Raw genomic sequence first — 26,835 nt, forward strand, 5'->3', positions numbered from 1 at the left:
GTAAGTTCAACAGACTTCAGGCAACTGTGGACGTTCAGGGTGAATGCGTGATGTCAGCCAAATCGTCGATGACGAGTGCTCCGGTGTCAGAGGTATCCAGCACCACGTACGCGCTGCTGCAAAACAGCGAATTCAAGCGCTTCATGTCGGCGATCAGTTCCAGGTGCAGCGAACTGGTCTCGATACTCTGCACGATCTTACGTTGCAACCGGCTGACATGGGCATGGGCCAAGCGGCGCTCCTGTGCGCGAAAGCGACGTTTTTCTCGCAGCAACTGCCGGGCACTTTCCTTGTCGGCGCTGAGGAACACCGACAACCCCAGGCGCAAATTGGCAATCAACTGACTGTGCAGCCCTGACAATTCTTCCAGACCGATTTCGGAAAACGACCGGCGCTGCGAGGTCTTCTGTTGCTGCACTTTGCGCAACATGCGTTCGATGAGGTCACTGGCGAGTTTGAGGTTGATCGCCAGTTCGATGGTCTCCGCCCAACGCCGGCTGTCTTGGTCACTGAGGTCTTCGCGTGGCATTTGCGCCAGATAGAGCTTGATCGAGCTGTAGAGCGATTCGACATCATCGGTCAGTCGGCGCATTTCCTGGGTGACGGCGGTGTGCTTGCCTTGCAGCACATTGAGCATGGCTTCGAGCATGTTGTCGATCAAATCGCCAAGGCGCAGGGTTTCCCGGGCGGCATTGGCGAGTGCGAGGCTGGGTGTCACCAGCGCCGTCGGGTCAAGGTGCCGCGGTTTGGCGGTGCCGTTGACTTCCGGCCGCTCCGGCAACAGCCACGCGCAGAGCCTGGCCATGACCCCGACCGTCGGCAGCAGGATCAGGCAGCGCACAGTGTTGTAGAGCAGGTGAAAACCGATGACCATTTCCTGCGGGCTGTAGTCGAGGCTGTCGATCCAGTGCACCAACGGGTCGAGCACCGGAATGATCAACAGCAAGCCGATCAGCTTGTACAGCAAGCTCCCGAGCGCCACCTGACGGCCCGCGGCGTTCTGCATGCTGGTGCTCATGAACGCCAGAATGCCGCTGCCGATGTTGGCGCCGATCACCAGGCCGATGGCCACCGGCAAGCTGATCACACTGGCACCGGCCAGCGTCGCCGTGAGCAGGACGGCGGCCAGGCTGGAGTAGGAAATCATCGCGAACAGCGCGCCGACCAGGGCGTCGAGCAGGATGTCGCCGGTCAGCGAGGCGAATATCACTTTCACCCCTTGGGCGTGAGTGATCGGTGCCGCCGCTTCGACTATTAATTGCAGCGCCAGAATGATCAACCCCAGACCGATGGCCACGCGGCCCATCTGCCCGAGCCGCGTCTGTTTGCGCGACAGGAAGAAAATCACTCCGAGAAAAATCAGCAGCGGCGACAGCCACGACAAATCGAACGTCAGCACCCGCGCCATCAGCGCCGTACCGACGTCGGCGCCCAGCATGGTCGCCAGGGCCGGCATCAACGCCATCAGGCCCTGGCCAACGAAGGAGGTGACGAGCATGGCGGTGGCGTTGCTGCTCTGGACCATGGCGGTGACGATGATGCCGGCGATGAACGCCAGGCCGCGCTTGGACATGTTCTGGCCAATCACATGGCGCAAATTGGAGCCGTAGACCCGCAGGATGCCGGTTCGGACGATGTGCGTGCCCCAGATCAACAAGGCCACGGCAGATAACAAATTGAGCAGGGTGAGCATACGGGCCCCCTGTGGTGGTCGCGCCCCAGAGGGGCAAGTTGACGGTACCGCGCTTTTTCTACGTTCTGTACTTTAGCTGTAGTTGGCTAACGGCTCGGGCGCCAGCATCGCATAGCTAAAGAAGCGTTTGAAACAAAACTGTCATGAAACCAGCTTCATGCAACCGCACAAAACAACTGTGGGAGCGGGCTTGCTCGCGAAGGTGGTGTGTCAGGCAACGATGATGTTGACTGATACAACGCTTTCGCGAGCAAGCCCGCTCCCACCGGTTTTTGCGTTTGGCTTACTGGCCGGGAATGTCCTTGCGCAGTTTCACCGGGTCCTGCTGTTTTTTCTTTTTCGCAATCGCGGTGCGCATCTTGATGTTGATCGCTTCCACCGCCAGCGAGAACGCCATGGCGAAGTAGACGTAGCCTTTTGGCACGTGCACGTCGAACGATTCGGCGATCAGCACCGTACCGACGATCAGCAGGAACGACAGTGCCAGCATCTTCAGCGACGGGTGCTTGTCGATGAAGTTACTGATGGTGCCCGAAGCCAGCATCATCACCAGCACCGCCACGATGATCGCCGCGACCATGACCGGTACGTGGGAGACCATGCCGACTGCGGTAATCACCGAGTCCAGCGAGAACACGATGTCGATGATCGCGATCTGGATGATGGTGTAGAGGAACTTGCCGCCCGTGCCTTTCGGCTCGTCGCTGGTTTCGTCTTCACCTTCCAGCGCGTGATACATCTCTTGCGAGCTCTTCCACAGCAGGAACAGACCACCGAAGAACAAGATCAGGTCGCGCCCGGAAATGCCTTGGCCGAACACTTCGAACAGATCGGCCGTAAGGCGCATGACCCAAGTAATCGACAGCAGCAACAGGATCCGCGTGACCATGGCCAGCGCCAGGCCGAAAATCCGGGTGCGCTGCTGCATGTGTTTGGGCATGCGGCTGACCAGGATCGAAATCATGATGATGTTATCGATACCCAGGACGATTTCCAGGGCGGTCAGGGTGAAGAAGGCAACCCAGATTTCAGGGTTGGTCAGCCATTCCATGTGTATTCCTTTGAGGATGTGTCAAACCACGAAGGGCCCGGGCTTCATTCAACAAAGCCTGGACCCGTCATGGTGAGTCTTGGACTTGTCTTGGGTTTATAGAGTGCTGAACAGCGGAAAGATCCCCATCAGCAATGCGGCAACCAGTATGCACATGCACACCAGCACTGCCCATTTCAGGGTGAAGCGCTGATGGTCACCGAAGTCGATACCGGCCAGGGCCACCAACAAATAGGTCGATGGTACCAGCGGGCTCAGCAAGTGGACGGGCTGACCGACGATCGAGGCACGTGCCATTTCCACCGCGGTTATACCGTAATGACTGGCGGCTTCGGCAAGTACTGGTAACACGCCGTAATAAAATGCGTCGTTCGACATGAAAAACGTGAACGGCATGCTCACCAGCGCGGTAATCACGGCCAGGTACGGGCCGAGGAAGTCCGGAATGACCGACAACAGGCTCTTCGACATCGCATCGACCATGCCGGTGCCCGTGAGGATACCGGTGAAGATGCCCGCGGCGAAGATCAGGCCGACCACCGCCAGCACGCTACCGGCGTGGGCCGCAACGCGATCCTTCTGCTGTTGCAGGCAAGGATAGTTAACAATCATCGCGATGCTGAACGCCACCATGAACAGCACCGGCAGCGGCAACAGGCCGGCAATCAGGGTGCCCATCAGTGCCAAAGTCAGCGCGCCGTTGAACCAGATCAGTTTGGGACGACGGGCGTCCGGGAACTGCGAAACGCTGATTTCGCTGTGGTCGATTTCATCACCGACCAGATGCAGTTCACCCAGACGTGCACGTTCACGTTTGCCGTAGAAGTACGCAATCGCCAGGATTGCCACTACACCGGCCAGCATCGCCGGAATCATTGGCACGAAAATGTCGGAAGGGTCCACGTGCAGCGCACTGGCCGCACGAGCGGTCGGACCGCCCCATGGCGTCATGTTCATCACGCCACCGGCGAGGATGATCAGGCCGGCCATGATTCGCGGGCTCATGCCAATACGGCTGTAGAGCGGCAGCATGGCGGCCACGCAGATCATATAAGTGGTCGCGCCGTCACCATCGAGGGAGACGACGAGCGCCAGTACGGCGGTGCCGACCGACACTTTCAACGGGTCACCCTTGACCAGTTTGAGGATCTTGCGCACGGCCGGGTCGAACAGGCCGGAGTCGATCATCAGGGCGAAGTACAGAATGGCAAACATCAACATCACGCCGGTTGGCGCAAGTTTGGTGATGCCCTCAAGCATCATCGGGCCGATTTTCGGCGCAAAACCGCCGAACAGGGCAAATATGATCGGAATGATGATCAGGGCGATCAGCGCGGACAGGCGCTTGGTCATGATCAGGAACATGAACGTGATGACCATGGCGAAGCCAAGGAAAGTCAGCATGGGAATACTCCAGGCGTAGCGCGGCTAGGGAATGGGCGAACCGGACAGGGTCAGCGCAGAACGGGAAGCACGAGGCGTACGGGTGGAGTTGCAGCGAAGCGGCGGGTAGCAAAGGACATCAGGGTCACCATTGTTGTTGTTAAATGGGCTGTGCAAGCGCTAAAACACTGGCACTGGCCGACCGGTCTGTTGCCGGTAGTGGGGGCGATCCTAATCGGGGAAGCTTTCAGCCAGCTTTCGTTGGTGAAAGCATTGACGGGATGTGTGACCGGTCGTCGGACCGGGGGCAGGGCATTAGACCCAGTTGAGGCCATCGCGAGCAGGCTCACTCCTACATTGAAACGCGTTCCTCTGTAGGAGTGAGCCTGCTCGCGATGGCGTCGGTACATCCGCAACAGGAGTGAAGGTAATGGAAAAATTCCACACAGGCGGCTGCCACTGCGGACACCTGCGCTATCAATTCAGCGGCCCGTTGCGGGACATCGCCCACTGCCACTGCTCGATTTGCCGCCGAGTCAGCGGTGGGATTGTGACGACCTGGATCACCGTGCCCACATCAACTTTCGAATGGGTCAAAGGCACGCCGGCGCAGTACGCGTCTTCGTCCAGTTGCATACGCTACTTCTGCCCAGACTGCGGCGCACAGCTCGCACTGGTGACACACCTCAGCCCCGAAAACATCGACGTCACCATCGCCACCCTCGACCACCCCGAGCAGGCACCGGCCGAGCGGCACATCTGGACCGACAACCGGCTGCCCTGGCTGCACCTCGACGAACACCTGCCGGGTGAAGCCGAAGAAACCCTGTGATCAAAAAATAGACAGATCCAGTGGGCGAATCGCGCCCATCCAGATCGCATGCTCGGTGTGATCGAGCAGATCGTCGCCGGTGTCCGGATGCAGGAACACCACCAGGCCCTTGCGATTGAGCGCCAGCCACGGCAACACCTCGCCGATCAGCTCCGGGACGAACGCCAACTGACAGCTCCAATCCGGGTGCGGACCCACCGGGCGCTCGTGCACGCGTCCCATTTTCAGCGGGAACACCTGCGCCGCTTGCTCGCACAACGTTCGCGCCTGATCAATGCTGCTGGCGTCGAAATACACATGGGCGTGATAGCCCTTGATCTGTTGCATCTAAAACCCTCTGAATCCCGGTCGAACCCTCACCGCTTCCCGCGGGTCACACGCCATATACGCCGGAAAACGGAGTCCCGCCATGAAAAATGCCGAAACCCCAGTGGTAAAAGTGGTGCTTTATGGTGCCATGAGTAGCCTGGGCAGTGCGCTGATGGCTGAAATGCTGCGGCGCCAACATGAAGTGATCGCGATTCTCGATGACCTGAATGCACTCGCTCCGCGCCCCGGCTTGCGCACCAAGACCGGCGACTTGTTTGACGCCGAGCGGGTCAATCAAAGCGTCGCGGGGTGTTCCGCGGTCATCTGTTTGCTTGACGCTCCCGGCCTGCCGTTCAACAGTGAACATGTGGAAAAAACCATTGTGCCGGGCCCGGTCGAGCAGGTGCTGGCGGTTGATGCGCTGATCGATGGCATGCAGGCCGCGAATATCTCCAGGTTGTTTCTGGTAGGTGATTTCGAGGTGCTGGACGATCCGGAGATTGAGGACAGGCTGCAACGCCACGCGGCCGAAGATATCCGCGAGGCCCTGCAGAGCAGCCCCCTGCACTGGACGCTGGTCAATTCACCACGCGGCGTCGCGGGGCTGACCATTGAGCATTTCAGTCAGGTCAGCAGCAGTCTTGAACCGGGACTGGCCGAACCGCTTGAGCGTTTGAGCCGAGTGGCTGTAGGGATTGCCGATGAGCTGCAACTGAACCTGCATGTTGGCGAACATGTGAATTTCATCGCGACCGAGGCTAGACAGCGATAGACGGCAGCGGCAAGCCATTCAGCGATTGCGCACTGCTGGCCTGCTCGGCCATCAACCAGTCCACAAACTGTTGAATAAGCGCCCCGCGCCGTTTGCGTTGGGGCAGGACCACGTAATAACCCTGGCGGGACATCACCGTGTCGGCAATCGGTCGGCACAACAGACCTTGATCCAGCAAGTTATCCACAAGGTGGCGCCAGCCGATGGCCACACCCTGGCCGCCAATCGCCGCTTGAATCAGCAAGGTGTAATTGTCGAAACGCAATTGCCCGGGGGCTGGTGCCGAACTGATCCCCAGCTCGCGAAATACGCCGCTCCAGTCGAACCAGTTGCTGCTGTTCTCACCGCGCAGGTGCAGCAGCGGAAATTCCAGCAGCGATTGAGCCGGCAAGGGCAAGGGACGATCCTTCAACAACAACGGGCTGCACACCGGAAAAACTTCCTCGCTGAACAGCCAATGGCTTTCGCCCTGTTTGAATCGACCATCACCGAACAACACCGCCACATCAATATCCGTGCGCAGCATATTGAGGCTGCGTTCACTGGTCACCAGGCTGACGTCCACTTGCGGGTTGGCGGCATGGAAGCGATGCAAACGAGGCATCAGCCAATAGGCGGCGAAGGCAAAATCCGTGGCGACCTGCAAGACTTCATGCTGATCCTGTGCACTGATCGCACTCAACCCTGCTTCGATATTCTGCAAACCGAGCTGAACGCGCTCGAACAAAATGGCCCCGGTCTCCGTCAGTTCTATGCCGCGATAAATCCGGTCGAACAGCCGAGTGCCGAGCTGATCTTCCAGTCGTTTGATCTGCTGGCTGATCGCCGGTTGCGTGGTCCCGAGCTCTCCCGCCGCGGCGGTGAAGCTGCGTTGACGGGCCGCTGCTTCGAACGCACGAAGCAAGTCGAGGGACAAATCACCCAAAGCGTCATACATAAGCTGTGCTTATCCTAGTCATTGCCTGGCATGGGCTTTACCACAATCTGCCTGGAATCCATGCTCGAACGCAGCACTCTCGCATAAATATTCACTATGGAATGCCGCGAATACATGAAGCGCAAAAATATTCTTTTCATCATGGCCGATCAGATGGCCGCGCCAATGTTGCCGATCTACGGTCCTTCACCCATCAAAATGCCCAATCTCAGCCGCCTCGCCGCCGAAGGCGTGGTGTTCGACGCCGCTTATTGCAACAGCCCACTGTGCGCGCCGTCGCGCTTTACCCTGGTCAGCGGTCAGTTGCCGAGCAAGATCGGCGCCTATGACAACGCAGCCGACTTCCCCGCTGATGTGCCGACTTACGCCCATTACTTGCGTCAACTCGGTTACCGCACTGCGCTGTCCGGCAAGATGCACTTCTGCGGCCCGGACCAGTTGCACGGTTACGAAGAGCGCCTGACCAGCGATATTTACCCGGCCGATTACGGCTGGGCGGTGAACTGGGACGAACCGGACGTGCGCCCGAGCTGGTTTCACAACATGTCGTCCGTGCTGCAAGCCGGGCCATGCGTGCGCACCAATCAACTGGATTTTGACGAGGAGGTGGTGTTCAAGGCTCAGCAATATCTGTTCGATCACATCCGCGAAGATGGCGACCAGCCGTTCTGCCTGACCGTGTCGATGACTCACCCACACGACCCGTACACCATTCCCAAGGCATTCTGGGACCTGTACGACGATGCCGACATCCCACTGCCGGAAACACCGGCGCAAACCGATCTCGATCCGCATTCCCAGCGCCTGCTTAAAGTTTATGACCTGTGGGAAAAGCCGCTGCCTGTGGATAAGATCCGCGATGCGCGCCGCGCCTATTTCGGTGCTTGCAGCTATATCGACAGCAACGTTGGCAAACTCCTGCAAACACTCGAGGAAACCGGGTTGATCGATGACACGATCATTGTCTTCTCCGGGGATCATGGCGATATGCTCGGCGAGCGCGGGCTCTGGTACAAAATGCACTGGTTCGAAATGGCCGCACGCGTCCCCCTGTTGATAAGTGCGCCGGGGCAGTTCGGTGCAGGGCGAGTCAGCGCCGCCGTTTCCACTGCCGACCTGCTGCCGACGTTTGTCGAGTTGGCGGGCGGCTCACTCGAGCCGGGCTTGCCGCTGGATGGCCGTTCGCTGGTATCGCACCTGCAAGGGCAGGGCGGCCATGACGAAGTCTTTGGCGAATACATGGCCGAAGGCACGATCAGTCCGCTGATGATGATTCGCCGGGGCGCCTACAAATTCATCTACAGCGAAGACGACCCTTGCCTACTCTTCGACGTACACAACGATCCGCGCGAGCGTGAAGAACTCAGCCAATCGCCACAGCATCGCGATTTGTTCGAGGAATTTCTCGCCGAAGCGCGGGCCAAATGGAACATCCCGGAGATACACCAACAGGTGCTCGCGAGCCAGCGTCGTCGGCGTTTCGTCGCCAATGCGCTGACCATCGGCAAGCTGAAGAGCTGGGATCACCAGCCACTGGTGGACGCCAGTCAGCAATACATGCGCAACCACATCGATCTCGATGATCTGGAACGCAAAGCACGTTATCCACAACCCTGCCAAAACCAATAATGTTAAGGGGAAGTCCATGCAAAAGTTATCCACAGTACTGACGGTCGGGCTGCTGGCTCTGGGCAGTGCGTCGGCGTATGCCGATCAGAGTTGCGAGACGGTGAAAATGGCCGATCCTGGCTGGAGCGACATCGCCGCAACCAACGCCATCACCGGGTTTCTGCTGGACGGCATGGGCTACAAGGCCAAGGTCGACACCCTCGCGGTACCGATTACCTTTGGCGGTTTGAAGGATGGCCAGGTCGATGTGTTCCTGGGTAACTGGATGCCGGCGCAGCAGGGCTTCTACGACAAGTTCGTGGCCACGGGCGACGTCACGCAATTGGCAAAAAACCTCGACGGCACCGAATTTACGTTGGCAGTCCCGGACTACGTCTGGGACGCGGGTGTGCATAACTTTGCCGACCTGAACAAATACGCCGACAAATTCGAGAAGAAGATCTACGGCATCGGCTCGGGCGCGCCGGCGAATATCTCGCTGCAGGACATCATCAAGAAAAACGACTTCGACCTGGGTCAGTGGAAACTGGTCGAGTCCAGCGAACAGGCCATGTTGGCCGAAGTGTCGCGCGCGGTGAAGAAACAGAAATTCGTCACGTTCCTTGGCTGGACGCCGCACCCGATGAACGTGCAGCTGAAAATGCATTACCTGAAGGGTGGCGAGAAATACTTTGGCGATACCGGCAGTGTTCATACGCTGACGCGCAAGGGTTACGCCCAAGCCTGCCCGAATGTGGGCAAGCTGCTGACCAACCTGAGTTTCACCCAGGAAATGGAGAACAGCATCATGTCTGAGGTGGTAAACAAGAAAGTCAGCAACGCGGCCGCGGCCAAGGCGTGGATCAAGGCCAACCCGGCGGTGCTGGATAAATGGCTGGATGGCGTGAAGACTGCGGATGGAAAGGACGCGCTGCCCGCCGTAAAAGCCAAGCTCTAACCCGATTTGTGGAAGCCCTGTAGGAGTGAGCCTGCTCGCGATAGCGGTGGATCAATCGACATTAAAGTCGCATGACACACCGCTATCGCGAGCAGGCTCACTCCCACAGGATCTACCACCAGGTCTGCTACCCTTGCGCAAATCCCCAACCGAGAGGCCCCATGGCCCTTCCCAGCCGCCATTCACTCTTTCCCTTCCTTTCCTGGTTGCCCCGGCAAACCCGCGCCAGCGTCAGCCGTGACCTGATCGTCGGCCTCAGCGGCGCGATTCTCGCGTTGCCGCAATCCATTGCCTACGCACTGATCGCCGGTCTCCCACCGGAATACGGTTTGTACGCGGCGATTATCCCGGTGTTGATCGCCAGCCTGTGGGGCTCATCCTGGCATTTGATCTGTGGTCCTACAGCGGCGATATCGATCGTCCTGTTCGCCAGCGTCAGTCCTCTGGCCGTTCCCGCGTCACAGGACTACATCACGCTGATCCTGCTGCTGACGCTGCTTGCCGGGATTTTCCAGTGGCTGCTGGGTTTGCTGCGTTTCGGCGCCCTGGTGAACTTCGTCTCGCATTCGGTGGTACTGGGTTTCACCCTCGGCGCCGCGGTGGTGATTGCCATCGGGCAACTGCCCAATCTGCTGGGGCTGGATTTACCCAGCCAGGCCACGGCACTCGACAGCTTTTTGAAATTGTCCCGGCATCTCGCCGCTGTGGATAAGCCTTCGCTGGTCCTGGGTCTGGCGACCGTCGGCGTCGGCGTCATTCTGAAATGGCTTTTACCGCGCTGGCCGACGCTGTTGATCACCTTGATCCTCGCCGGTTGGCTGGTTTGGCTGTGGCCGTCGATGTTCGGTCATGTGAAATTGGTCAGCGCCTTCGTCGGGCGCTTGCCGCCGTTCAGCCCGCTGCCGCTGGACCTGGACATGATTCTGCGTTTGCTGCCCAGTGCCGTGGCGGTCGGGATGCTCGGGCTGGTGACGAGCCTGTCGATTGCCCGCTCCCTGTCGGCGCGCTCGCAACAGTTGCTCGATGCGAATCAGGAAGTGCGCGCCCAAGGTTTTTCAAACATCGTCGGCGCGTTTTTCTCCGGTTCGCTGTCAGCCGGTTCCTTCACCCGCTCGGGCCTGAGCTACGAAGCGGGTGCCTGCTCGCCGCTGGCGGGGATTTTCTCGGCGTTGTGGGTGGCACTGTTTGCGATCTTTGGCGCCAACCTGATTGCGCATATTCCGATCCCGGCCATGGCCGGCAGCATTCTGCTGATCGCCTGGGGCTTGGTCGACCACCGCGGTATTCGCGCGTTGTTGCGGGTGAGTCGCGCGGAATTCGTGGTGATGGCGCTGACCTGCGTCGCGACGCTGCTGCTGGAATTGCAGACGGCAATTTATGCCGGGGTGCTGGCTTCGCTGTTCTTCTATCTGAAACGCACCTCGCAGCCCCGGGTGCAGCATTGGCGCGATGGCGATGAAGACATTTTGCGGGTGGGCGGTTCGATCTTCTTCGGCGCCAGCCATTACCTGCAAGTACGCCTGCAGCGGATGCACGGCACGCGCGTAGTGATTGAGGCGCAGCACATCAACTTTATCGACTATTCGGGCGTAGAAATGCTGCATCAGGAAGCGCGGCGGCTGCGCAAGCAGGATCGCAGCCTGACCTTGCGCGGGGCGCGGGCACCGGTGGTAGAAGAGTTGCGAAAGCTGGAAGGCGCAGAGAATTGCCCGATCCGTTTTGAAGATTGAAAAGATTTTAAAGGGCTAATTGGCGGCGCAGTTCCGCCAGCACGGGCGCGGTGTCCGGGCGCACTCCGCGCCACAGGAAGAACGCTTCCGCCGCCTGTTCAGCGAGCATGCCCAAACCATCCATCGACACCGCCGCGCCATGCTCGGTCGCCCAACGACAGAACGAGGTTGGCTCCTTGCCGTACATCATGTCGTAGCAAACGGTCTTGCCCGGCTCGATCAGGCTGTCGGCAATCGGCGGTACTTCGCCCGTAAGGCTGGCGGACGTCGCGTTGATGATCAGGTCCACCGACTCCCGCAGCCAATCGAAACCACTGGCCGACACCGGCCCCAGATCAGCGAACAACTCCGCCAGCACTTCGGCTTTTTCCACCGTGCGGTTGGCAATGATCAGCGACGCCGGCTGTTCCGCCAGCAGCGGTTCCAGCACGCCGCGCACCGCACCGCCGGCGCCGAGCAGCAGGATGCGTTTGCCCTTGAGACTGAAACCGGCGTTGACCGTCAGGTCGCGCACCAACCCGGCACCGTCCGTGTTATCGCCCTGCAGCGAGCCATCGGCGAGTTTGCTCAGCGTGTTCACCGCACCGGCCCGCTGCGCGCGCGCCGTCAGGCTGTTGGCCAGACGAAACGCCTCTTCCTTGAACGGCACCGTCACATTCGCGCCGCGTCCTTCAACGAAAAACACCTGGGCGAAGTCGGAAAAGTCATCAAGCGGTGCCAGCGAAGTGCTGTAGTCCAGTTGCTGAGCGGTCTGCTCGGCGAACAAACGGTGGATCAGTGGCGACTTGCTGTGGCCAATCGGGTTACCGAATACGACGTAACGGTCCATCAGGATTCCTCGTTCAGGCCTTTGGCCAACCAATCACGGTCTTGCAGGAAGTACTCGGTCAGGCGCGCTTCTTCGCTGCCCGGTTCGGCTTTCCAGTCATAGGCCCAGCGCACTTGCGGCGGCAACGACATGAGGATCGACTCCGTACGCCCGCCCGACTGCAGGCCGAACAGCGTGCCACGGTCGTATACCAGGTTGAATTCGACGTAGCGGCCACGGCGGAACTCCTGGAATTCGCGCTGTTTGGCGGTGAACGCATCGTTTTTGCGCCGCTGCACGATCGGCAGGTAGGCGTCGATGAACGCATCACCAATTGCACGCATGAAGGCGAAACTGGTGTCGAAGTCCCATTCGTTCAAGTCATCGAAGAACAGACCGCCAATGCCCCGCGGTTCATGGCGATGCTTGATGTGGAAGTAGCTGTCGCACCAGGCTTTGTAACGCGGGTAGACGTCCGCACCGAACGGCGCGCAGGCCTGCTCGGCGACACGGTGCCAGTGCACGCAGTCTTCTTCATTGCCGTAATAGGGGGTCAGGTCGAAACCGCCGCCGAACCACCAGACCGCTTCTTCGCCTTCTTTTTCAGCGATGAAAAATCGCACGTTGGCGTGGGAAGTCGGCACCTGCGGGTTATGCGGATGAATCACCAGCGACACCCCGAGGGCTTCGAAGCCACGGCCGGCCAGTTCAGGCCGATGGGCGCTGGCGGACGGTGGGAGACCGCTGCCGAAGACGTGGGAAAAGTTGACGCCGCCCTTCTCGATGACCGTGCCGTTTTCCATCACTCGGGTGCGACCGCCACCGCCGGCCGCACGGGTCCAGGCGTCTTCGACGAATTGCGTGCCGCCGTCTACGGCTTCGAGGGCAGCGCAAATGCGGTCTTGCAGGTCGAGCAGGTAGGCTTTTACGGCCTCGGTGCGGGTCGTCATGTCATCACCTTGAATCGGGCAAAACTACGCGGCGCGCCATGGATGCAGGGGCCGGCGCAAATGGGCGCGTAGCATAACATCGCGGAAGGGCTCGCCGCAGTTGACGCGGATCAAGCATAGGAGTCCGATAGGGCGCTTGGCGCTACACCTCCAGTAGCCAGACCTAAGGAGAGTTCTGATGGCAAAGCGAATCCAGTTCCGCGCCCACGGCGGCCCCGAAGTGCTCGAGTTTGTCGATTACCAACCGGCCGAGCCCGGTCCGCAACAGGTCCGCGTCACCAACAAGGCGATCGGCCTGAACTTCATCGACACCTATTTTCGCAGCGGCCTGTATGCGCCGCCCGCCTTGCCGTCCGGTCTGGGCGCCGAAGGTGCCGGCATCGTCGAGGCGGTGGGCAGCGAAGTCAGCCGCTTCAAGGTCGGTGATCGCGTGGCTTACGGCAGCGGTCCGCTGGGTGCGTACAGCGAAGTTCATGTGTTGCCGGAAGCCAATCTGGTGCACCTGCCGGATGCGATCAGCTTCGAGCAAGCCGCCGGCGTGATGCTCAAGGGCCTGACCGTGCAGTATCTGCTGCGTCAGACCTATGAACTCAAGGGTGGCGAAACCATTCTGTTCCACGCAGCCGCCGGTGGTGTCGGCTCGCTGGCGTGCCAATGGGCCAAGGCCCTGAGCGTGAAGCTGATCGGTACGGTCAGCTCGCCGGAGAAAGCCGCGCTGGCGAAGGCCAACGGTGCGTGGGCGACCATCGACTACAGCCATGAAAACGTCGCCGAACGCGTACTGGAATTGACCCACGGCAAAAAAGTCCCGGTGGTGTACGACGGCGTCGGTAAGGACACCTGGCTGACATCGCTGGACAGCGTGGCGCCTCGGGGCCTGGTAGTGAGTTTCGGCAATGCATCGGGTGCGGTGGACGGGGTCAATCTGGGGATTTTGTCGGCGAAGGGCTCGCTGTACGTGACCCGCCCGACACTGGCGACATACGCCAACAACGCGGAGAACCTGCAGCGAATGGCGGATGAGCTGTTCGAGATGATCATCAGCGGGAAGTTGAAAGTGGAAATCAACCAGACCTATTCGCTGGCTGATGCCGCCAAAGCACAGACCGAGTTGTCGGCGCGGCGCACTACTGGCTCGACTGTTTTGTTACCTTGAGATCGCCATCGCTGGCAAGCCAGCTCCCACCGGTTCTGTGTCGACCCAAACCCTGTGGGAGCTGGCTTGCCAGCGATGAACGATGACGCGGTTTTAAGCCGGGCGAATGACGGTCCCGGTCGCCACGTCGCGAATCACACTCGGATTCTTGCGCCCGCCCAGATTCCCGCCAAGGATCAAATCGATCTGCCCACGGAAATACTGCTCCACGCGAATCCGCGTTCGTGCAGCGGGCCGGCCCTGTGGGTTGGCCGACGTCGACACCAACGGCCCGACCGCCGCGCACAAATCCCGTACCTGCGGATGATCGCTGACGCGCAGCGCCACCGTCTCATGCATGCCAGTGATCCACGGCGGTAATTGATTCTGATGCGGTACCAGCCAGGTATTCGGACCCGGCCAGGTGCTCGCCATCCGATCCATCCACAATTCAGGGAAGTCTTCGAAGAGGAAGTCGAACTGGCGAATGTTATCGGCGACCAGAATCAGGCCCTTATCCACCGACCTCCCTTTGAGCAGCAGCAGACGTTCTACCGCTTCTTCGTTCCAGGGATCGCAACCCAGGCCCCAGACTGCCTCGGTTGGATAGGCAATCACCGCGCCTTGGCGAATGGCTTGCGCGGCTTTTTGCACACGCCAATTGTTGACCATGAAAAACTCTCCGGAAAAAGGCTCTGCGCAGTTTACCGATCTTCCTTGTAAAACCTAGCTCACCCGCGCAAACCAGCGCCCGTTTTCGCACACCGCCCGGCCCTCCATTTCCAGCTCCGTCAACGCCGCCAGCACTTTTGGCAAGGCCCAGCCGCTGCTGGCCGCCAACGCCTCACTGGTATGGGGAGCCGCATGCAGCAGCTTGAGCAGCGGATGAGTCACCGAAGGCATCGTTGAGGACAGCGGCAATCGTTGCCAGCCGCGCAACGCCTCGAGGATATGCTCGATGGTTTCCACCAGCATCGCACCGTCCCGAATCAACTGATGACAACCCTTGGCACCGGGATGATGAATCGAACCCGGAATCGCGTACACCTCGCGACCTTGCTCCGCCGCCAGCCGCGCCGTGATCAATGAACCGCTGGCGACACTGGCCTCGACCACCAGCACGCCGAGAGACAAACCACTGATGATTCGGTTGCGCCGCGGAAAGTTGCTGGCGGTCGGCGCGGCGTCCAGCGGGAACTCGGAAAGCACCGCACTTCCCGACGCAATCATCGCGTCCGCCAGCCTTCGGTTGCGCTGTGGATAAAAGTTTTCAAGTCCCGTGCCAAGCACACCCACCGTTCGCCCGCCCACGTCCAGTGCGGCTTGATGCGCGGCGGCGTCAATGCCCAGCGCCAGACCGCTGGTGATGACAAAACCGGCACTGGCAAGACTGCGTGAAAACGCGGCCGCGGTGTCCATTCCCGGTCGCGACGCGCGGCGACTACCGACCATCGCCAGTTGCGGTATTTCCAGAATGCCCGGATCACCCGCCACGAATAGCAGCGGTGGCGCGTCACTGATTTCCGCCAGCAATGCCGGGTACTCAGGCTGGTCCCACATCAGTAAAGACTGGCCCGGACGCTCTAGCCAAGCCAATGCATGGCTGGCGCCGTCACGGATTTCAGTCGAGCGCCGGGCCTCCGAGCAGGCGAGGGGCAAACCCAACGAGCGCCAGGCACTGGCCGGTGCGCTGATGGCTTTGGACGCCGAGCCGAAGGCTTCGAGCAACTTCTTGAAACGCATCGGCCCGAGTTCCGGCAAACGATGCAGGCGTAAACGAGCTTCAAGTTCCGCAGGGGAAACCGATGTAATTGCAGACAGCGACATGGATCATCCTTGATCGTTATGAGCCCCGTTCAAACGGGAATAAGCTGTGGATAACTCTGTTGGTAACTTGTGAAGCTGGCTAAGGATTTCGCACCTTGTCCATCACCGCCAATGAGCGTGATGCATTGAGCACCAACCCGTAACTAAGCTTGTCGTAGGTGCGAAAAACCATCAGCAGACCTGCGCGCTCATCGGGAATTTTCAGGGGTTGCCCGGTGATCCGGTCACGCACTGTTTCGCCGGTTTTCATCACCACCAGCACGTTGCCTTCGGCCAGACCGTCGCGCAGGCCCTTGTTCAGCGTGACCACATCCATCGTGCCAATCTGGGTCACCCCGCGCGGTACGTCGATGATCAGCCCGTCGATATCCGTTTTCGGCGCACTGGGCATGAAGGTCGAGTTGATGGATCGCTCCTCGCCGCTGAACAAGCGATCGCCAAGGCGCACTTCCTGAGTCGTGCGTTGCAGCGCCAGCGTCGCGACGTCGCCCTCGGCAGCAACAATTTCACCGCCGCCGATATCGTCGGCATTGATCCCCAGGAACTCCTTGCTCTGCGGGTCGGTGTAGACCTTGCCCTGGCGAAAGATCCCGTAGACCGGCTGGTTCGGATCGAAATGGCCACGGGCGAAGATGCGGTCCCCGGTGCCACTGAGCACCCGTTCGGCATCCCCCGCGACGATATAGGGCGCCTTGTCGAAATCCTCGACCTTGTCGACGATGCGGTTGCTCAGCAGAAAGCTGTTGATCGACTGCAACGGAATGCTCGGGATGGCGTCGGCCACCGGCGAGCTGCGCACCCGTGGCGACAGCTTGATGGTGCCCCGGGAAGCCCCGCGGTCGAGGGTCAGACGGGGCTGGCCGTTGACGTAGACCAGCGACAGCAAATCGCCGGGGTAGATCAGATTGGGGTTCTGGATCTGCGGATTGGCCTGCCAGAGTTCCGGCCATTTCCAGGGTTCACGGAGGAATTTTCCAGAAATGTCCCAAAGCGTGTCACCCGCGACAACCGTGTATTGCTGTGGAAAACCTTCCTTGAGTTGCACTTGCCCGTGCGCAAAACCGACCGAAGCCAGAAGGAGCAGGGCGAGTAGTGATTTCCTCATGCGGTGAATCCCTTTATTATGTGCGTTCGCGTGAAACGCCAGAGCCCTCGTGGCTCGCTTCCGACCCTTTACCAAAAAGAGAAGGTAGCTACGCTTCACAACGGTAGCCTGCATCTACGGACCCGCCAGGCCATCGACCCGACTTTACCTCACACGTGCATCAATAAGCCTATGGCCATTTTAGACATCCTCGAATTTCCCGACTCGCGTCTGCGTACTATCGCCAAACCAGTGGCCGTAGTGGACGACGAAGTGCGTCAGTTGGTCGATGATATGTTTGAAACAATGTATGAAGCGCCAGGCATCGGCCTCGCCGCGACCCAGGTCAACGTGCACAAACGTATCGTCGTGATGGACCTCTCCGAAGACCGCAGCGAGCCGCGGGTGTTCATCAACCCCGAGTTCGAATCCCTGACCGACGAGATGGAGCAGTACCAGGAAGGCTGCCTCTCGGTGCCGGGGTTCTACGAAAACGTCGATCGCCCGCAGCGCGTCAAGGTCAAGGCTCTGGACCGCGACGGCAAGCCCTACGAACTGATCGCCGAAGGCCTGCTCGCCGTGTGCATCCAGCACGAATGCGACCACCTCAACGGTAAGTTGTTCGTCGACTATCTGTCCAATCTCAAACGCGACCGAATCAAGAAGAAGCTGGAAAAGCTCCATCGCCAGAACGCTTGATGCCCTCCTTCCAAAGGCTTGCTGCGGCAAGCCTTTTTCTTTTGCGGCTGCTTTGTAAATGACTGCCTTTTAAAATGAGAATCCTCCATGACTGAGCCACTGCGCATCGTCTTTGCCGGCACCCCGGAATTCGCCGCCGAACACCTCCGGGCGCTGCTCGCCAGCCCTTACGAGATTGTCGCCGTCTACACCCAACCGGATCGTCCGGCGGGTCGCGGGCAAAAACTGATGCCGAGCCCGGTCAAGCAGCTGGCGCTGGAAAACAGCATCCCGGTCTTTCAACCGCCGACCCTGCGCAACGAAGACGCTCAGGCTGAACTGGCGGCGCTGAAGCCGGATTTGCTGCTGGTGGTTGCCTACGGCCTGATCCTGCCGCAAGTGGTTCTGGATATTCCGCGCCTGGGCTGCATCAACAGCCACGCGTCGTTGCTGCCGCGCTGGCGCGGTGCGGCGCCAATCCAGCGTGCCGTCGAAGCCGGCGACAGCGAAAGCGGCGTGACCGTGATGCGCATGGAGCTGGGCCTCGACACCGGGCCGATGCTGCTCAAAACCACCACGCCAATCAGCGCGGAAGATACCGGCGGCAGCCTCCACGATCGTCTGGCAAACATCGGCCCGCCGGCAGTGATTGAGGCCATCGCCGGCCTCGCCGCCGGCACACTCGAAGGCGAAGTGCAGGACGACAGCCTCGCCACGTACGCACACAAATTGAACAAGGACGAAGCGCGCATCGACTGGAACCGTCCGGCCGTTGAGCTGGAACGTCTGGTCCGCGCCTTCAACCCGTGGCCGATCACCCACAGCACGCTGAACGGCGAAGCCTTGAAGGTGCTGGCCGCGAGCCTCGCGGAAGGGAAGGGCGCACCCGGGGAAATCCTCGCCGCCAGCAAGGACGGCTTGATCGTGGCCTGCGGTGAGCAAGCGCTGTGTCTGACCCGTGTGCAATTGCCCGGCGGCAAGGCGCTGAACTTCAGCGATGTGTTCAACAGCCGTCGTGAGAAATTTGCTGTCGGCACCTTCCTCGGTCAAACGGCGGACGCTCAATGAACCCGCGTCTGGCCGCCGCCAAGGCACTTGCAGCCGTCCTAAACGGAAAAGCCTCACTTAACAGTTCGCTGCCGACACAGATGGACAAGGTCGAAGACCGCGATCGCGGTTTCACCCAGGACCTGGCGTTTGGCACGGCGCGCTGGCAGCCACGCCTTTCGGCGCTGGCGGCGAAGTTGTTGCAGAAGCCATTCAAGGCGGCGGACGCCGATGTCGAGGCGCTGTTGCTGGTCGGTCTCTACCAATTGCTCTACACCCGCGTCCCGGCCCATGCCGCCATCGGCGAAACCGTGGGTTGCGCCGACAAACTGAAAAAGCCTTGGGCCAAAGCCTTGCTGAATGCCGTGTTGCGCCGCGCGCAGCGTGAAAGTGAAGCGCTGCTGGCCGAACTGGAACACGACCCGGTGGTGCGCACGGCTCATCCGCGCTGGCTGCAAAAATCCCTGAAGGCGTTCTGGCCTGAGCAATGGGAAGCCATTTGCGCGGCGAACAACGCGCATCCGCCGATGATTTTGCGGGTCAACCGCCGCCATCACAGCCGCGATGCCTATCTCGGGCTGCTGACCGACGCCGGCATTGCCGCCACGCCCTGTGTCTACAGCCGCGACGGCATCATTCTCGAATCGGCGGCCGACGTGCGCAGCCTGCCGGGCTTTGCTGAAGGCTGGATCAGCGTGCAGGACGAAGCGGCGCAACTGGCCGCCGATCTGCTCGATCTCGCGCCGGGCCAACGGGTGCTCGACGCCTGCTGCGCACCCGGCGGCAAGACCTGCCACATCCTTGAAGCCGAACCGGCACTGGCCTGCGTGGTGGCCGTGGATCTGGAAGCCAAGCGCCTGGTGCGGGTGCGGGAAAACCTTGCACGGCTGGGCCTGAGCGCCGAGCTGATCGCCGCCGACGGGCGCGACACCGCCACCTGGTGGGATGGCAAACCGTTCCAGCGCATCTTGCTCGACGCACCGTGCTCGGCCACCGGCGTGATCCGTCGTCACCCGGACATCAAACTGACTCGCCAACCGGATGACATCGCCGCGCTGGCGGTTCTTCAGGGCGAACTGCTCGACGCCCTGTGGGTAACTCTGGAGGTGGGCGGAATTCTGCTGTACGCCACGTGCTCGACGTTGCCCACCGAGAACACCGAAGTCATCGAGGCGTTCCTCGCGCGCACGCCGGGTGCCCGGGAACTGGACCTCGCCACGACAGCCGGGATCAAGCAGCCCCATGGGCGCCAGTTGCTGGCCCAGGAAGGTGGGCATGACGGGTTCTACTACGCCAAGCTGATCAAGATCGCCGCCGCGCGCGGTTAACCGGATTCCAAGGGAGTGACTGGATGAAAATCATCATCCTCGGCGCAGGGCAGGTCGGCGGTTCGCTGGCGGAACACTTGGCCAGCGAGGCCAACGACATCACCGTGGTCGACACCGACGGCGAACGCCTGCGCGACCTTGGCGATCGGCTGGACATCCGCACCGTGCAGGGCCGAGGCTCGTTGCCAACAGTGCTGCGTCAGGCCGGCGCCGATGACGCCGACATGCTGGTGGCAGTCACCAACAGTGACGAAACCAATATGGTCGCCTGCCAGGTCGCCCACACCCTGTTCCACACCCCGACCAAAATCGCCCGCGTGCGCGAAGCCGCGTACCTGACACGCTCCGAGCTGTTCGACAACGACGCGATTCCGGTGGACGTGCTGATCAGCCCGGAACAAGTGGTCACCAATTACATCAAGCGCCTGATCCAGCATCCGGGCGCATTGCAGGTGATCGACTTCGCCGAAGGCAAAGCGCAGTTGGTGGCGGTGAAGGCTTATTACGGCGGGCCGCTGGTGGGTCAGCAACTGCGCCAATTGCGTGAACACATGCCGAACGTCGAGACGCGTGTTGCAGCGATTTTCCGCCGAGACCGGCCGATCCTGCCGCAGGGCGATACGGTGATCGAAGCGGATGACGAAGTGTTTTTCATCGCCGCCAAGGCGAATATTCGTGCGGTAATGAGCGAAATGCGCCGCCTCGACGAAAGCTACAAGCGCATCGTCATCGCCGGCGGCGGGCAGATCGGTGAGCGGCTGGCCGAGGCCATCGAAAGCCGCTATCAGGTGAAGATCATCGAAATGAATCCGATCCGCTGTCGTCATCTCTCGGACACCCTCGACAGCACGGTGGTGTTGCAGGGCAGTGCCTCCGACCGCGATTTGCTGATGGAAGAGAACATCGCCGATGCCGACCTGTTCCTTGCGCTGACCAACGACGACGAGGCCAACATCATGTCGTCGCTGCTGGCCAAGCGCCTGGGCGCGAAGAAGGTGATGACCATCATCAACAACCCGGCCTACGTCGATTTGATCCAGGGCGGCGACATCGATATCGCCATCAGTCCGCAACTGGCGACCATCGGCACTTTGCTCGCACACGTGCGCCGCGGCGATATCGTCAGCGTGCATTCATTGCGCCGCGGTGCGGCTGAGGCCATCGAGGCAATTGCCCATGGCGACGCGAAATCGAGCAAGGTGATCGGCAAGGCCATCGAGAACATTGGTCTGCCGCCGGGCACGACGATTGGCGCGATCATCCGGGACGAAGAAGTGATCATTGCCCACGACGACACGGTGATCGCGGCGGGCGACCATGTGATTCTGTTCCTTGTGGATAAAAAGCATATTCGGGATGTGGAGAAGTTGTTTCATGTCGGCCTTAGCTTCTTCTGACAGCTACACCGCTATCGCCGGCAAGCCGGCTCCTGCAGGGAATTGTGCACAAAGTGTAGGCGCCGCCTTGCCGGCGATGCGATTTCGATAACGATAACCTTCCGGAGTTGTTCCCATGCTCGAATCCCTGGAAAAAATGCTCGCCAAGGGTGTGGATAACTCATTGCTGCGTTTCGGTCTGGGCAAGGGTTATCTGGATCTTGGGGAGAACGCTAAAGCCGCCGAGCATTTGCAGCGCTGCGTCGAGTTCGATCCGAAGTATTCAGCGGCCTGGAAACTGTTGGGCAAGGCGCATCTGGCGCTGACGGACTATCTGGCTGCCCGTCAGGCGTGGGAACAGGGTCTGCAAGCCGCGCAGGCCCACGGCGACAAGCAGGCGGAGAAAGAGATGGCAGTGTTTTTGAAGAAGCTCGACCGCTCAGATCACAGATAGCGCAGGCCAATACCTTCGGCATCCACAAGCACCACTTCCATGCGCACCCGCGGCGCCCCTGTGGGTAAGTCCTGCACCTGGCCATAAACGACCGCGCCCTTGGGCAAGGCGGACAGGCCAGGATGTTTGACGTAGACACCCGTGGTCGAAAGATTGCGGGTCTGGCCCAGGCATTCCCCGAAGCTTTCATGACTGATCTTGATGCGAAACGATTTACGGTGTTCGGACATCTTCTGCGCCCTTTGATGAACGGTTGTGGATAACCTTTGTGCGATGGTTATCCACAGATCATGCCAATCGACTCAATACCAGCGCTCTTCACCCGGCGGGCGTTTCTTGAAGCGTTTCATGCTCCACATGTACTGGCTCGGATACGCTCCCACATAGCGCTCGACCACCTTGCTCATGGCTGCGCAAGACGTCTCGGTATCGGTGCTGTACATGGCCTCCGGCGCGGCTTCAAGGATCACTTTGTAGCCTGAACCGTCCGGCAGGCGCAGGGCGTGCAGGAACACGCCAACCGCTTTGCCACCCGCCAGCATGTTCGGCACGAACTTGCTGGTCAGCGCCTGAGTCGCAAAGAACGGCACGAATATCCCGGCGGATTCGGACGGTTCCGGATCAGCGGGAATGCCCACTGCACCACCTTTGCGCACTTCCTTGATCACACTGAGGATGCCTTCCTTGGTGGATGCGGCAACCCTGTTGCCCAATTGCACCCGTTGCTTGCGCAACAAGTCATCCACAGCCTTGAGCTTGGGCGGACGATAAAAAATGATCGGTTTGCACTGGCTGCAATAGAAGTGGTTCAACACTTCCCAGTTGCCGAGGTGGCTGGTGATGCCGACCACGCCTTTGCCGGAGGCGAGCGCGTCCTTCAACACATCGAGACCTTCGACTTCGCGCACCAGATCGATGGACCGTTGCGCCGGCCAAATCCACGCGCAGGCGCTTTCGGTCAGGGATTTGCCGATGTCTTTCAGGCTCTGGCCGACCAGACGCTCGCGCTGGGCAGGGTCCATCTCGGGAAAGCACTTGGCCAGGTTGATCCGCACCACGTCGCGGGAACGGTTCGGGGTTTTCCACATCATCCAGCCGATGGCCGTGCCAACGGCCTGCACGGCCCGCCACGGCAGCAGGGCAAACAGCCGCAGAGCGCCTACCAGCAAGGCGCCTTTAAACTTATCCACAGGTCACTCCTGATCTTGTGCTGTGCGCGAGGCGGCCATTCTAACCGCCGTTCGCCAATGTCGCGTAACGATCGCAATCGCGGGTGTGATCCATGACCATGCCCGAGGCCTGCATCAGCGCGTAGCAAATGGTCGGACCAACGAAGGTGAAACCGGCTTTTTTCAAGCCTTTGCTCATCTCTATGGCAGTCGGCGTCACGGCCGGGACTTCGGTGCGATCCTTGAAATGATTGATCTTCGGAACACCGCCAACGAACGACCAGAGAAATTCCACCGGATCTTCCAGCGCCAGCCAGGCCTGAGCATTGCGCCGAGCCGCGTTCAGCTTGAGGCGGTTGCGGATGATGCCTGGATCGAGCATCAATTCATCGATTTCGGCGTCGCTCATCTGCGCCACGCGCTGGACGTCAAAGCCGAACAGCACCTCGCGATAGCGTTCGCGTTTGCGCAACACCGTGATCCAGGAGAGACCCGCCTGGAACCCTTCGAGCAAAAGCAACTCGAACAATCCCTGCGCATCGCGTAGCGGCGTGCCCCACTCCTGGTCGTGATAAGCCATGTACAGCGGATCTTCGGAACACCAAAAGCAGCGTGGCATAAGGCTCCAGGGGGCGTGCGCAGCAATGAATCGGGTATACTCCCGCTCTTTAAATCGCAGCCCAAGAAACAGGTGAATTTCGTGAGCCAGCCTACGCCAGCCGTGCGTACCTTCCAAGACTTGATCCTCGCCCTCCAGCAATACTGGGCCGAGCAAGGTTGCGTGGTACTTCAGCCCTACGATATGGAAGTAGGCGCCGGTACTTTCCACACTGCCACGTTTCTGCGCGCCATCGGCCCGGAAACCTGGAACGCCGCTTATGTGCAGCCCAGTCGTCGCCCGACTGACGGCCGCTACGGCGAAAATCCGAACCGCCTGCAGCACTACTACCAGTTCCAGGTGGTGTTGAAGCCAAACCCGGACAACTTCCAGGAGCTTTACCTGGGCTCCCTCAAGCATGTCGGCCTGGACCCGCTGGTCCACGACATCCGCTTCGTCGAAGACAACTGGGAATCACCGACCTTGGGCGCCTGGGGTCTGGGCTGGGAAGTCTGGCTGAACGGCATGGAAGTGACGCAGTTCACCTACTTCCAGCAAGCGGGCGGCATCGAATGCTACCCGGTGACCGGCGAGATCACGTACGGCCTCGAGCGCCTGGCCATGTACCTGCAGGGTGTGGATTCGGTCTACGACCTGGTCTGGGCTGACGGCCCGATGGGCAAAGTGACCTACGGCGATGTGTTCCACCAGAACGAAGTGGAGCAATCGACCTACAACTTCGAACACGCCAACGTCGAGAAGCTGTTCGAGCTGTTCGACTTCTACGAAAGCGAAGCCAAGCGCCTGATCGAACTCGACCAGCCGCTGCCGCTGCCAAGCTACGAAATGGTGTTGAAGGCCTCCCACACCTTCAACCTGCTGGATGCGCGCCGGGCAATCTCGGTGACCGCGCGTCAGCAATACATTCTGCGTGTGCGCACCCTGGCGCGTTCCGTTGCGCAAGCCTACCTGCTGGCGCGCGCCAAGCTGGGCTTCCCGATGGCGACCCCGGATTTGCGTGATGAAGTACTGGCCAAGCTGGAGGCTGCACAATGAGTGCGCAAGATTTCCTGGTTGAACTCGGCACCGAAGAACTGCCCCCGAAAGCGTTGAATACCCTAGCCGACGCGTTCCTCGCAGGTATCGACAAAGGCCTGCAAGCCGCCGGCCTGAACTACGAAACCAAAACCGTCTACGCGGCGCCTCGTCGCCTGGCCGTGCTGATCACCGCGCTGTCCACCCAGCAACCGGATCGCAGCATCAACCTCGACGGCCCGCCTCGCCAGGCCGCGTTCGATGCCGAAGGTAATCCGACTCAGGCCGCCCTGGGTTTCGCCAAAAAGTGCGGCGTTGAATTGAGCGAAATCGATCAGAGCGGCCCGAAGCTGCGTTACAGCCAAAGCATCGCCGGCAAGCCGACCGCGAGCCTGTTGCCAACCATCGTCGAAGATTCCCTGAACGACCTGCCGATCCCGAAGCGTATGCGCTGGGGAGCACGCAAGGAAGAATTCGTGCGCCCGACCCAGTGGCTGGTGATGCTGCTCGGCGACCAGGTCATCGATTGCACCATCCTCGCCCAGAAGTCTGGCCGTGATTCCCGTGGTCACCGCTTCCATCACCCGCAAAGCGTGCGCATCACTTCGCCCGCCAACTACCTGACGGACCTTCGTGCCGCTTACGTGCTGGCCGATGCCAACGAGCGCCGCGAGCTGATCAGCAAGCGCACCGAAGAACTGGCGACGCTACAGGAAGGCACGGCAATCGTTCCGCCAGCCCTGCTCGACGAAGTCACTGCGCTGGTTGAATGGCCGGTGCCGCTGGTGTGCTCGTTCGAAGAACGTTTCCTCGACGTGCCGCAAGAAGCGCTGATCACCACCATGCAGGACAACCAGAAGTATTTCTGCCTGCTGGATGCCGACGGCAAGTTGCTGCCGCGTTTCATTACCGTGGCCAACATTGAAAGCAAAGACCCGCAGCAGATCATCGCCGGTAACGAAAAAGTGGTTCGCCCACGCCTGACCGACGCCGAGTTCTTCTTCAAGCAAGACAAGAAGCAGAAACTCGAAGACTTCAACCTGCGCCTGCAAAACGTGGTGTTTCAGGAAAAACTTGGCAGCGTCTACGACAAGGCCGAGCGCGTGTCCAAACTGGCCGCGTTCATCGCCCAACGCGTTGGCGGCAATGCAGCCTGGGCTTCGCGCGCCGGCCTGCTGTCCAAGTGCGACTTGGCGACCGAGATGGTCGGTGAGTTCCCGGAGATGCAAGGTGTTGCCGGTTACTACTACGCCCTCAACGATGGCGAGCCGGAAGAAGTCGCGCTGGCGCTGAACGAGCAGTACATGCCGCGCGGTGCCGGCGCTGAACTGCCAACCACCCTGACCGGCGCGGCCGTGGCCATCGCCGACAAACTCGACACGCTGGTCGGGATCTTCGGCATCGGCATGCTGCCAACCGGCAGCAAAGACCCTTATGCCCTGCGCCGTGCTGCGCTCGGCGTGTTGCGCATCCTGATCGAGAAGAAGCTCGACCTCGACCTCAATGACGCCGTGGCATTTGCCGTGAATGCGTTCGGTGCGAAGGTCAAAGTTGCTGGCCTGAACGATTCGGTGCTGGAGTTTATCTTCGACCGTCTGCGAGCCCGTTACGAAGACGAAGGCGTGGATGTTGGCACCTACCTGTCGGTGCGTGCACTGAAACCGGGTTCGGCGCTGGACTTCGATCAGCGCGTACAAGCGGTGGAAGCGTTCCGCAAACTGCCGGAAGCGGCGGCACTGGCGGCAGTGAACAAGCGCGTGTCGAACTTGCTGAGCAAGGTTGAAGGTTCGGTTCCTGCGGTCGTTGAAGCCAAGTACTTCGACAATGCCAACGAGTTCTCCCTGTACTCGGCGATTCAGCAGGCTGACCAGGCCGTTCAGCCAATGGCGGCGGCCCGTCAGTACAGCGAATCGCTGGCACGTCTGGCTGCCCTGCGCGAGCCGGTGGATGCATTCTTCGAAGCCGTGATGGTCAACGCCGAAGACGCCAAGGTACGGGCCAACCGCTATGCGCTGCTGGCGCGTCTGCGTGGCTTGTTCCTCGGCGTCGCTGATATTTCGTTGCTGGGGTAAG

General features: G+C 60.3%; 26 protein-coding genes. 13 read left to right on the forward strand and 13 right to left on the reverse strand.

Going from position 1 to position 26,835, the window contains the following annotated elements:
* Positions 1–34 precede the first annotated feature (34 nt).
* From ACYZT4_RS20810 to ACYZT4_RS20820, 3 genes are all read right to left on the reverse strand, one after another.
* Positions 35–1,693 (reverse strand): Na/Pi cotransporter family protein, encoded by a 1,659-nt coding sequence (locus tag ACYZT4_RS20810; RefSeq protein ID WP_461982747.1) that lies wholly within the window; start codon positions 1,691–1,693, stop codon positions 35–37.
* 283 nt (positions 1,694–1,976) lie between these two features.
* Entirely contained in the window at positions 1,977–2,744 is a 768-nt protein-coding gene (locus ACYZT4_RS20815; protein WP_461982748.1) for a TerC family protein, read from the reverse strand.
* Between the two features lie 96 nt (positions 2,745–2,840).
* Positions 2,841–4,148 carry a CitMHS family transporter gene (locus tag ACYZT4_RS20820; protein WP_461982749.1) on the reverse strand — a complete coding sequence of 436 codons (1,308 nt, stop codon included), beginning with the start codon at positions 4,146–4,148 and terminating at the stop codon, positions 2,841–2,843.
* A 409-nt stretch (positions 4,149–4,557) separates the two neighbouring features.
* On the opposite strand from ACYZT4_RS20820, the gene ACYZT4_RS20825 reads away from it, so the two are divergent.
* Complete coding sequence (locus ACYZT4_RS20825; RefSeq protein WP_461982750.1) at positions 4,558–4,959, forward strand: GFA family protein; 402 nt, start codon at positions 4,558–4,560, stop codon at positions 4,957–4,959.
* Here ACYZT4_RS20825 and ACYZT4_RS20830 read toward each other — a convergent pair whose 3' ends face one another.
* Positions 4,960–5,286, reverse strand: coding sequence for a DOPA 4,5-dioxygenase family protein (locus ACYZT4_RS20830; RefSeq protein WP_461982751.1), 327 nt, complete (start codon positions 5,284–5,286; stop codon positions 4,960–4,962).
* Positions 5,287–5,368: 82 nt separating this feature from the next.
* On the opposite strand from ACYZT4_RS20830, the gene ACYZT4_RS20835 reads away from it, so the two are divergent.
* Entirely contained in the window at positions 5,369–6,040 is a 672-nt protein-coding gene (locus ACYZT4_RS20835) for an NAD(P)-dependent oxidoreductase (protein ID WP_461982752.1), read from the forward strand.
* On the opposite strand, the gene ACYZT4_RS20840 is transcribed toward ACYZT4_RS20835, so the two are convergent.
* Positions 6,027–6,977, reverse strand: coding sequence for a choline sulfate utilization transcriptional regulator (locus ACYZT4_RS20840; protein WP_461982753.1), 951 nt, complete (start codon positions 6,975–6,977; stop codon positions 6,027–6,029). The genes ACYZT4_RS20835 and ACYZT4_RS20840 overlap by 14 nt on opposite strands.
* Before the next feature lie 114 nt (positions 6,978–7,091).
* On the opposite strand from ACYZT4_RS20840, the gene betC reads away from it, so the two are divergent.
* The 3 genes from betC to ACYZT4_RS20855 all read left to right on the forward strand — a co-directional run bounded on the left by betC (position 7,092) and on the right by ACYZT4_RS20855 (position 11,273).
* Positions 7,092–8,606 (forward strand): choline-sulfatase, encoded by a 1,515-nt coding sequence (betC, locus tag ACYZT4_RS20845; RefSeq protein ID WP_461982754.1) that lies wholly within the window; start codon positions 7,092–7,094, stop codon positions 8,604–8,606.
* A gap of 16 nt (positions 8,607–8,622) precedes the next feature.
* Positions 8,623–9,543, forward strand: coding sequence for a choline ABC transporter substrate-binding protein (gene choX / locus ACYZT4_RS20850; RefSeq protein WP_461982755.1), 921 nt, complete (start codon positions 8,623–8,625; stop codon positions 9,541–9,543).
* A gap of 161 nt (positions 9,544–9,704) precedes the next feature.
* Positions 9,705–11,273, forward strand: coding sequence for a SulP family inorganic anion transporter (locus tag ACYZT4_RS20855; RefSeq protein WP_461982756.1), 1,569 nt, complete (start codon positions 9,705–9,707; stop codon positions 11,271–11,273).
* A gap of 7 nt (positions 11,274–11,280) precedes the next feature.
* Here the strand turns inward: ACYZT4_RS20855 and aroE are convergent, their stop codons facing one another.
* Positions 11,281–12,102: a shikimate dehydrogenase gene (gene aroE / locus ACYZT4_RS20860; protein WP_461982757.1), complete on the reverse strand. Its 822-nt coding sequence runs from the start codon at positions 12,100–12,102 to the stop codon at positions 11,281–11,283.
* A complete protein-coding gene (hemF, locus tag ACYZT4_RS20865) occupies positions 12,102–13,031 on the reverse strand; it encodes an oxygen-dependent coproporphyrinogen oxidase (protein ID WP_461982758.1) in 930 nt (309 codons plus the stop codon). The genes aroE and hemF overlap by 1 nt, the downstream gene beginning before the upstream one ends.
* Positions 13,032–13,209: 178 nt before the next feature.
* On the opposite strand from hemF, the gene ACYZT4_RS20870 reads away from it, so the two are divergent.
* Positions 13,210–14,187, forward strand: coding sequence for an NADPH:quinone reductase (locus ACYZT4_RS20870; protein WP_461982759.1), 978 nt, complete (start codon positions 13,210–13,212; stop codon positions 14,185–14,187).
* A 93-nt stretch (positions 14,188–14,280) separates the two neighbouring features.
* On the opposite strand, the gene ACYZT4_RS20875 is transcribed toward ACYZT4_RS20870, so the two are convergent.
* From ACYZT4_RS20875 to ACYZT4_RS20885, 3 genes are all read right to left on the reverse strand, one after another.
* On the reverse strand, positions 14,281–14,838 hold the full coding sequence (locus tag ACYZT4_RS20875) for an L-threonylcarbamoyladenylate synthase (RefSeq protein ID WP_461982760.1): 558 nt from the start codon (positions 14,836–14,838) through the stop codon (positions 14,281–14,283).
* Positions 14,839–14,892: 54 nt separating this feature from the next.
* Complete coding sequence (gene dprA, locus ACYZT4_RS20880; protein WP_461982761.1) at positions 14,893–15,993, reverse strand: DNA-processing protein DprA; 1,101 nt, start codon at positions 15,991–15,993, stop codon at positions 14,893–14,895.
* 79 nt (positions 15,994–16,072) lie between these two features.
* Complete coding sequence (locus ACYZT4_RS20885) at positions 16,073–17,098, reverse strand: LysM peptidoglycan-binding domain-containing protein (RefSeq protein WP_461982762.1); 1,026 nt, start codon at positions 17,096–17,098, stop codon at positions 16,073–16,075.
* Positions 17,099–17,269: 171 nt separating this feature from the next.
* On the opposite strand from ACYZT4_RS20885, the gene def reads away from it, so the two are divergent.
* The 5 genes from def to ACYZT4_RS20910 all read left to right on the forward strand — a co-directional run bounded on the left by def (position 17,270) and on the right by ACYZT4_RS20910 (position 21,960).
* Positions 17,270–17,776 carry a peptide deformylase gene (gene def / locus ACYZT4_RS20890; protein ID WP_461982763.1) on the forward strand — a complete coding sequence of 169 codons (507 nt, stop codon included), beginning with the start codon at positions 17,270–17,272 and terminating at the stop codon, positions 17,774–17,776.
* Positions 17,777–17,863: 87 nt separating this feature from the next.
* Complete coding sequence (gene fmt, locus ACYZT4_RS20895; RefSeq protein WP_461982764.1) at positions 17,864–18,823, forward strand: methionyl-tRNA formyltransferase; 960 nt, start codon at positions 17,864–17,866, stop codon at positions 18,821–18,823.
* A complete protein-coding gene (gene rsmB, locus ACYZT4_RS20900; RefSeq protein ID WP_461982765.1) occupies positions 18,820–20,130 on the forward strand; it encodes a 16S rRNA (cytosine(967)-C(5))-methyltransferase RsmB in 1,311 nt (436 codons plus the stop codon). Before fmt ends, rsmB begins: the two co-directional genes overlap by 4 nt.
* Before the next feature lie 23 nt (positions 20,131–20,153).
* Positions 20,154–21,527 (forward strand): Trk system potassium transporter TrkA, encoded by a 1,374-nt coding sequence (gene trkA, locus ACYZT4_RS20905; RefSeq protein ID WP_461982766.1) that lies wholly within the window; start codon positions 20,154–20,156, stop codon positions 21,525–21,527.
* A gap of 115 nt (positions 21,528–21,642) precedes the next feature.
* Complete coding sequence (locus tag ACYZT4_RS20910; RefSeq protein ID WP_461982767.1) at positions 21,643–21,960, forward strand: tetratricopeptide repeat protein; 318 nt, start codon at positions 21,643–21,645, stop codon at positions 21,958–21,960.
* Here ACYZT4_RS20910 and ACYZT4_RS20915 read toward each other — a convergent pair.
* From ACYZT4_RS20915 to tag, 3 genes are all read right to left on the reverse strand, one after another.
* Positions 21,951–22,190, reverse strand: coding sequence for a PilZ domain-containing protein (locus ACYZT4_RS20915; protein WP_461982768.1), 240 nt, complete (start codon positions 22,188–22,190; stop codon positions 21,951–21,953). The two genes, ACYZT4_RS20910 and ACYZT4_RS20915, sit on opposite strands and share 10 nt — an antisense overlap.
* Before the next feature lie 72 nt (positions 22,191–22,262).
* Complete coding sequence (locus ACYZT4_RS20920; protein WP_461982769.1) at positions 22,263–23,150, reverse strand: lysophospholipid acyltransferase; 888 nt, start codon at positions 23,148–23,150, stop codon at positions 22,263–22,265.
* Between the two features lie 40 nt (positions 23,151–23,190).
* Complete coding sequence (tag, locus tag ACYZT4_RS20925; protein WP_461982770.1) at positions 23,191–23,748, reverse strand: DNA-3-methyladenine glycosylase I; 558 nt, start codon at positions 23,746–23,748, stop codon at positions 23,191–23,193.
* Between the two features lie 81 nt (positions 23,749–23,829).
* On the opposite strand from tag, the gene glyQ reads away from it, so the two are divergent.
* A complete protein-coding gene (glyQ, locus tag ACYZT4_RS20930) occupies positions 23,830–24,783 on the forward strand; it encodes a glycine--tRNA ligase subunit alpha (protein WP_008155694.1) in 954 nt (317 codons plus the stop codon).
* Entirely contained in the window at positions 24,780–26,834 is a 2,055-nt protein-coding gene (gene glyS, locus ACYZT4_RS20935) for a glycine--tRNA ligase subunit beta (RefSeq protein WP_461982771.1), read from the forward strand. The genes glyQ and glyS overlap by 4 nt, the downstream gene beginning before the upstream one ends.
* Position 26,835 lies beyond the last annotated feature (1 nt).

Source organism: Pseudomonas sp. GB2N2 (genome assembly GCF_054897705.1).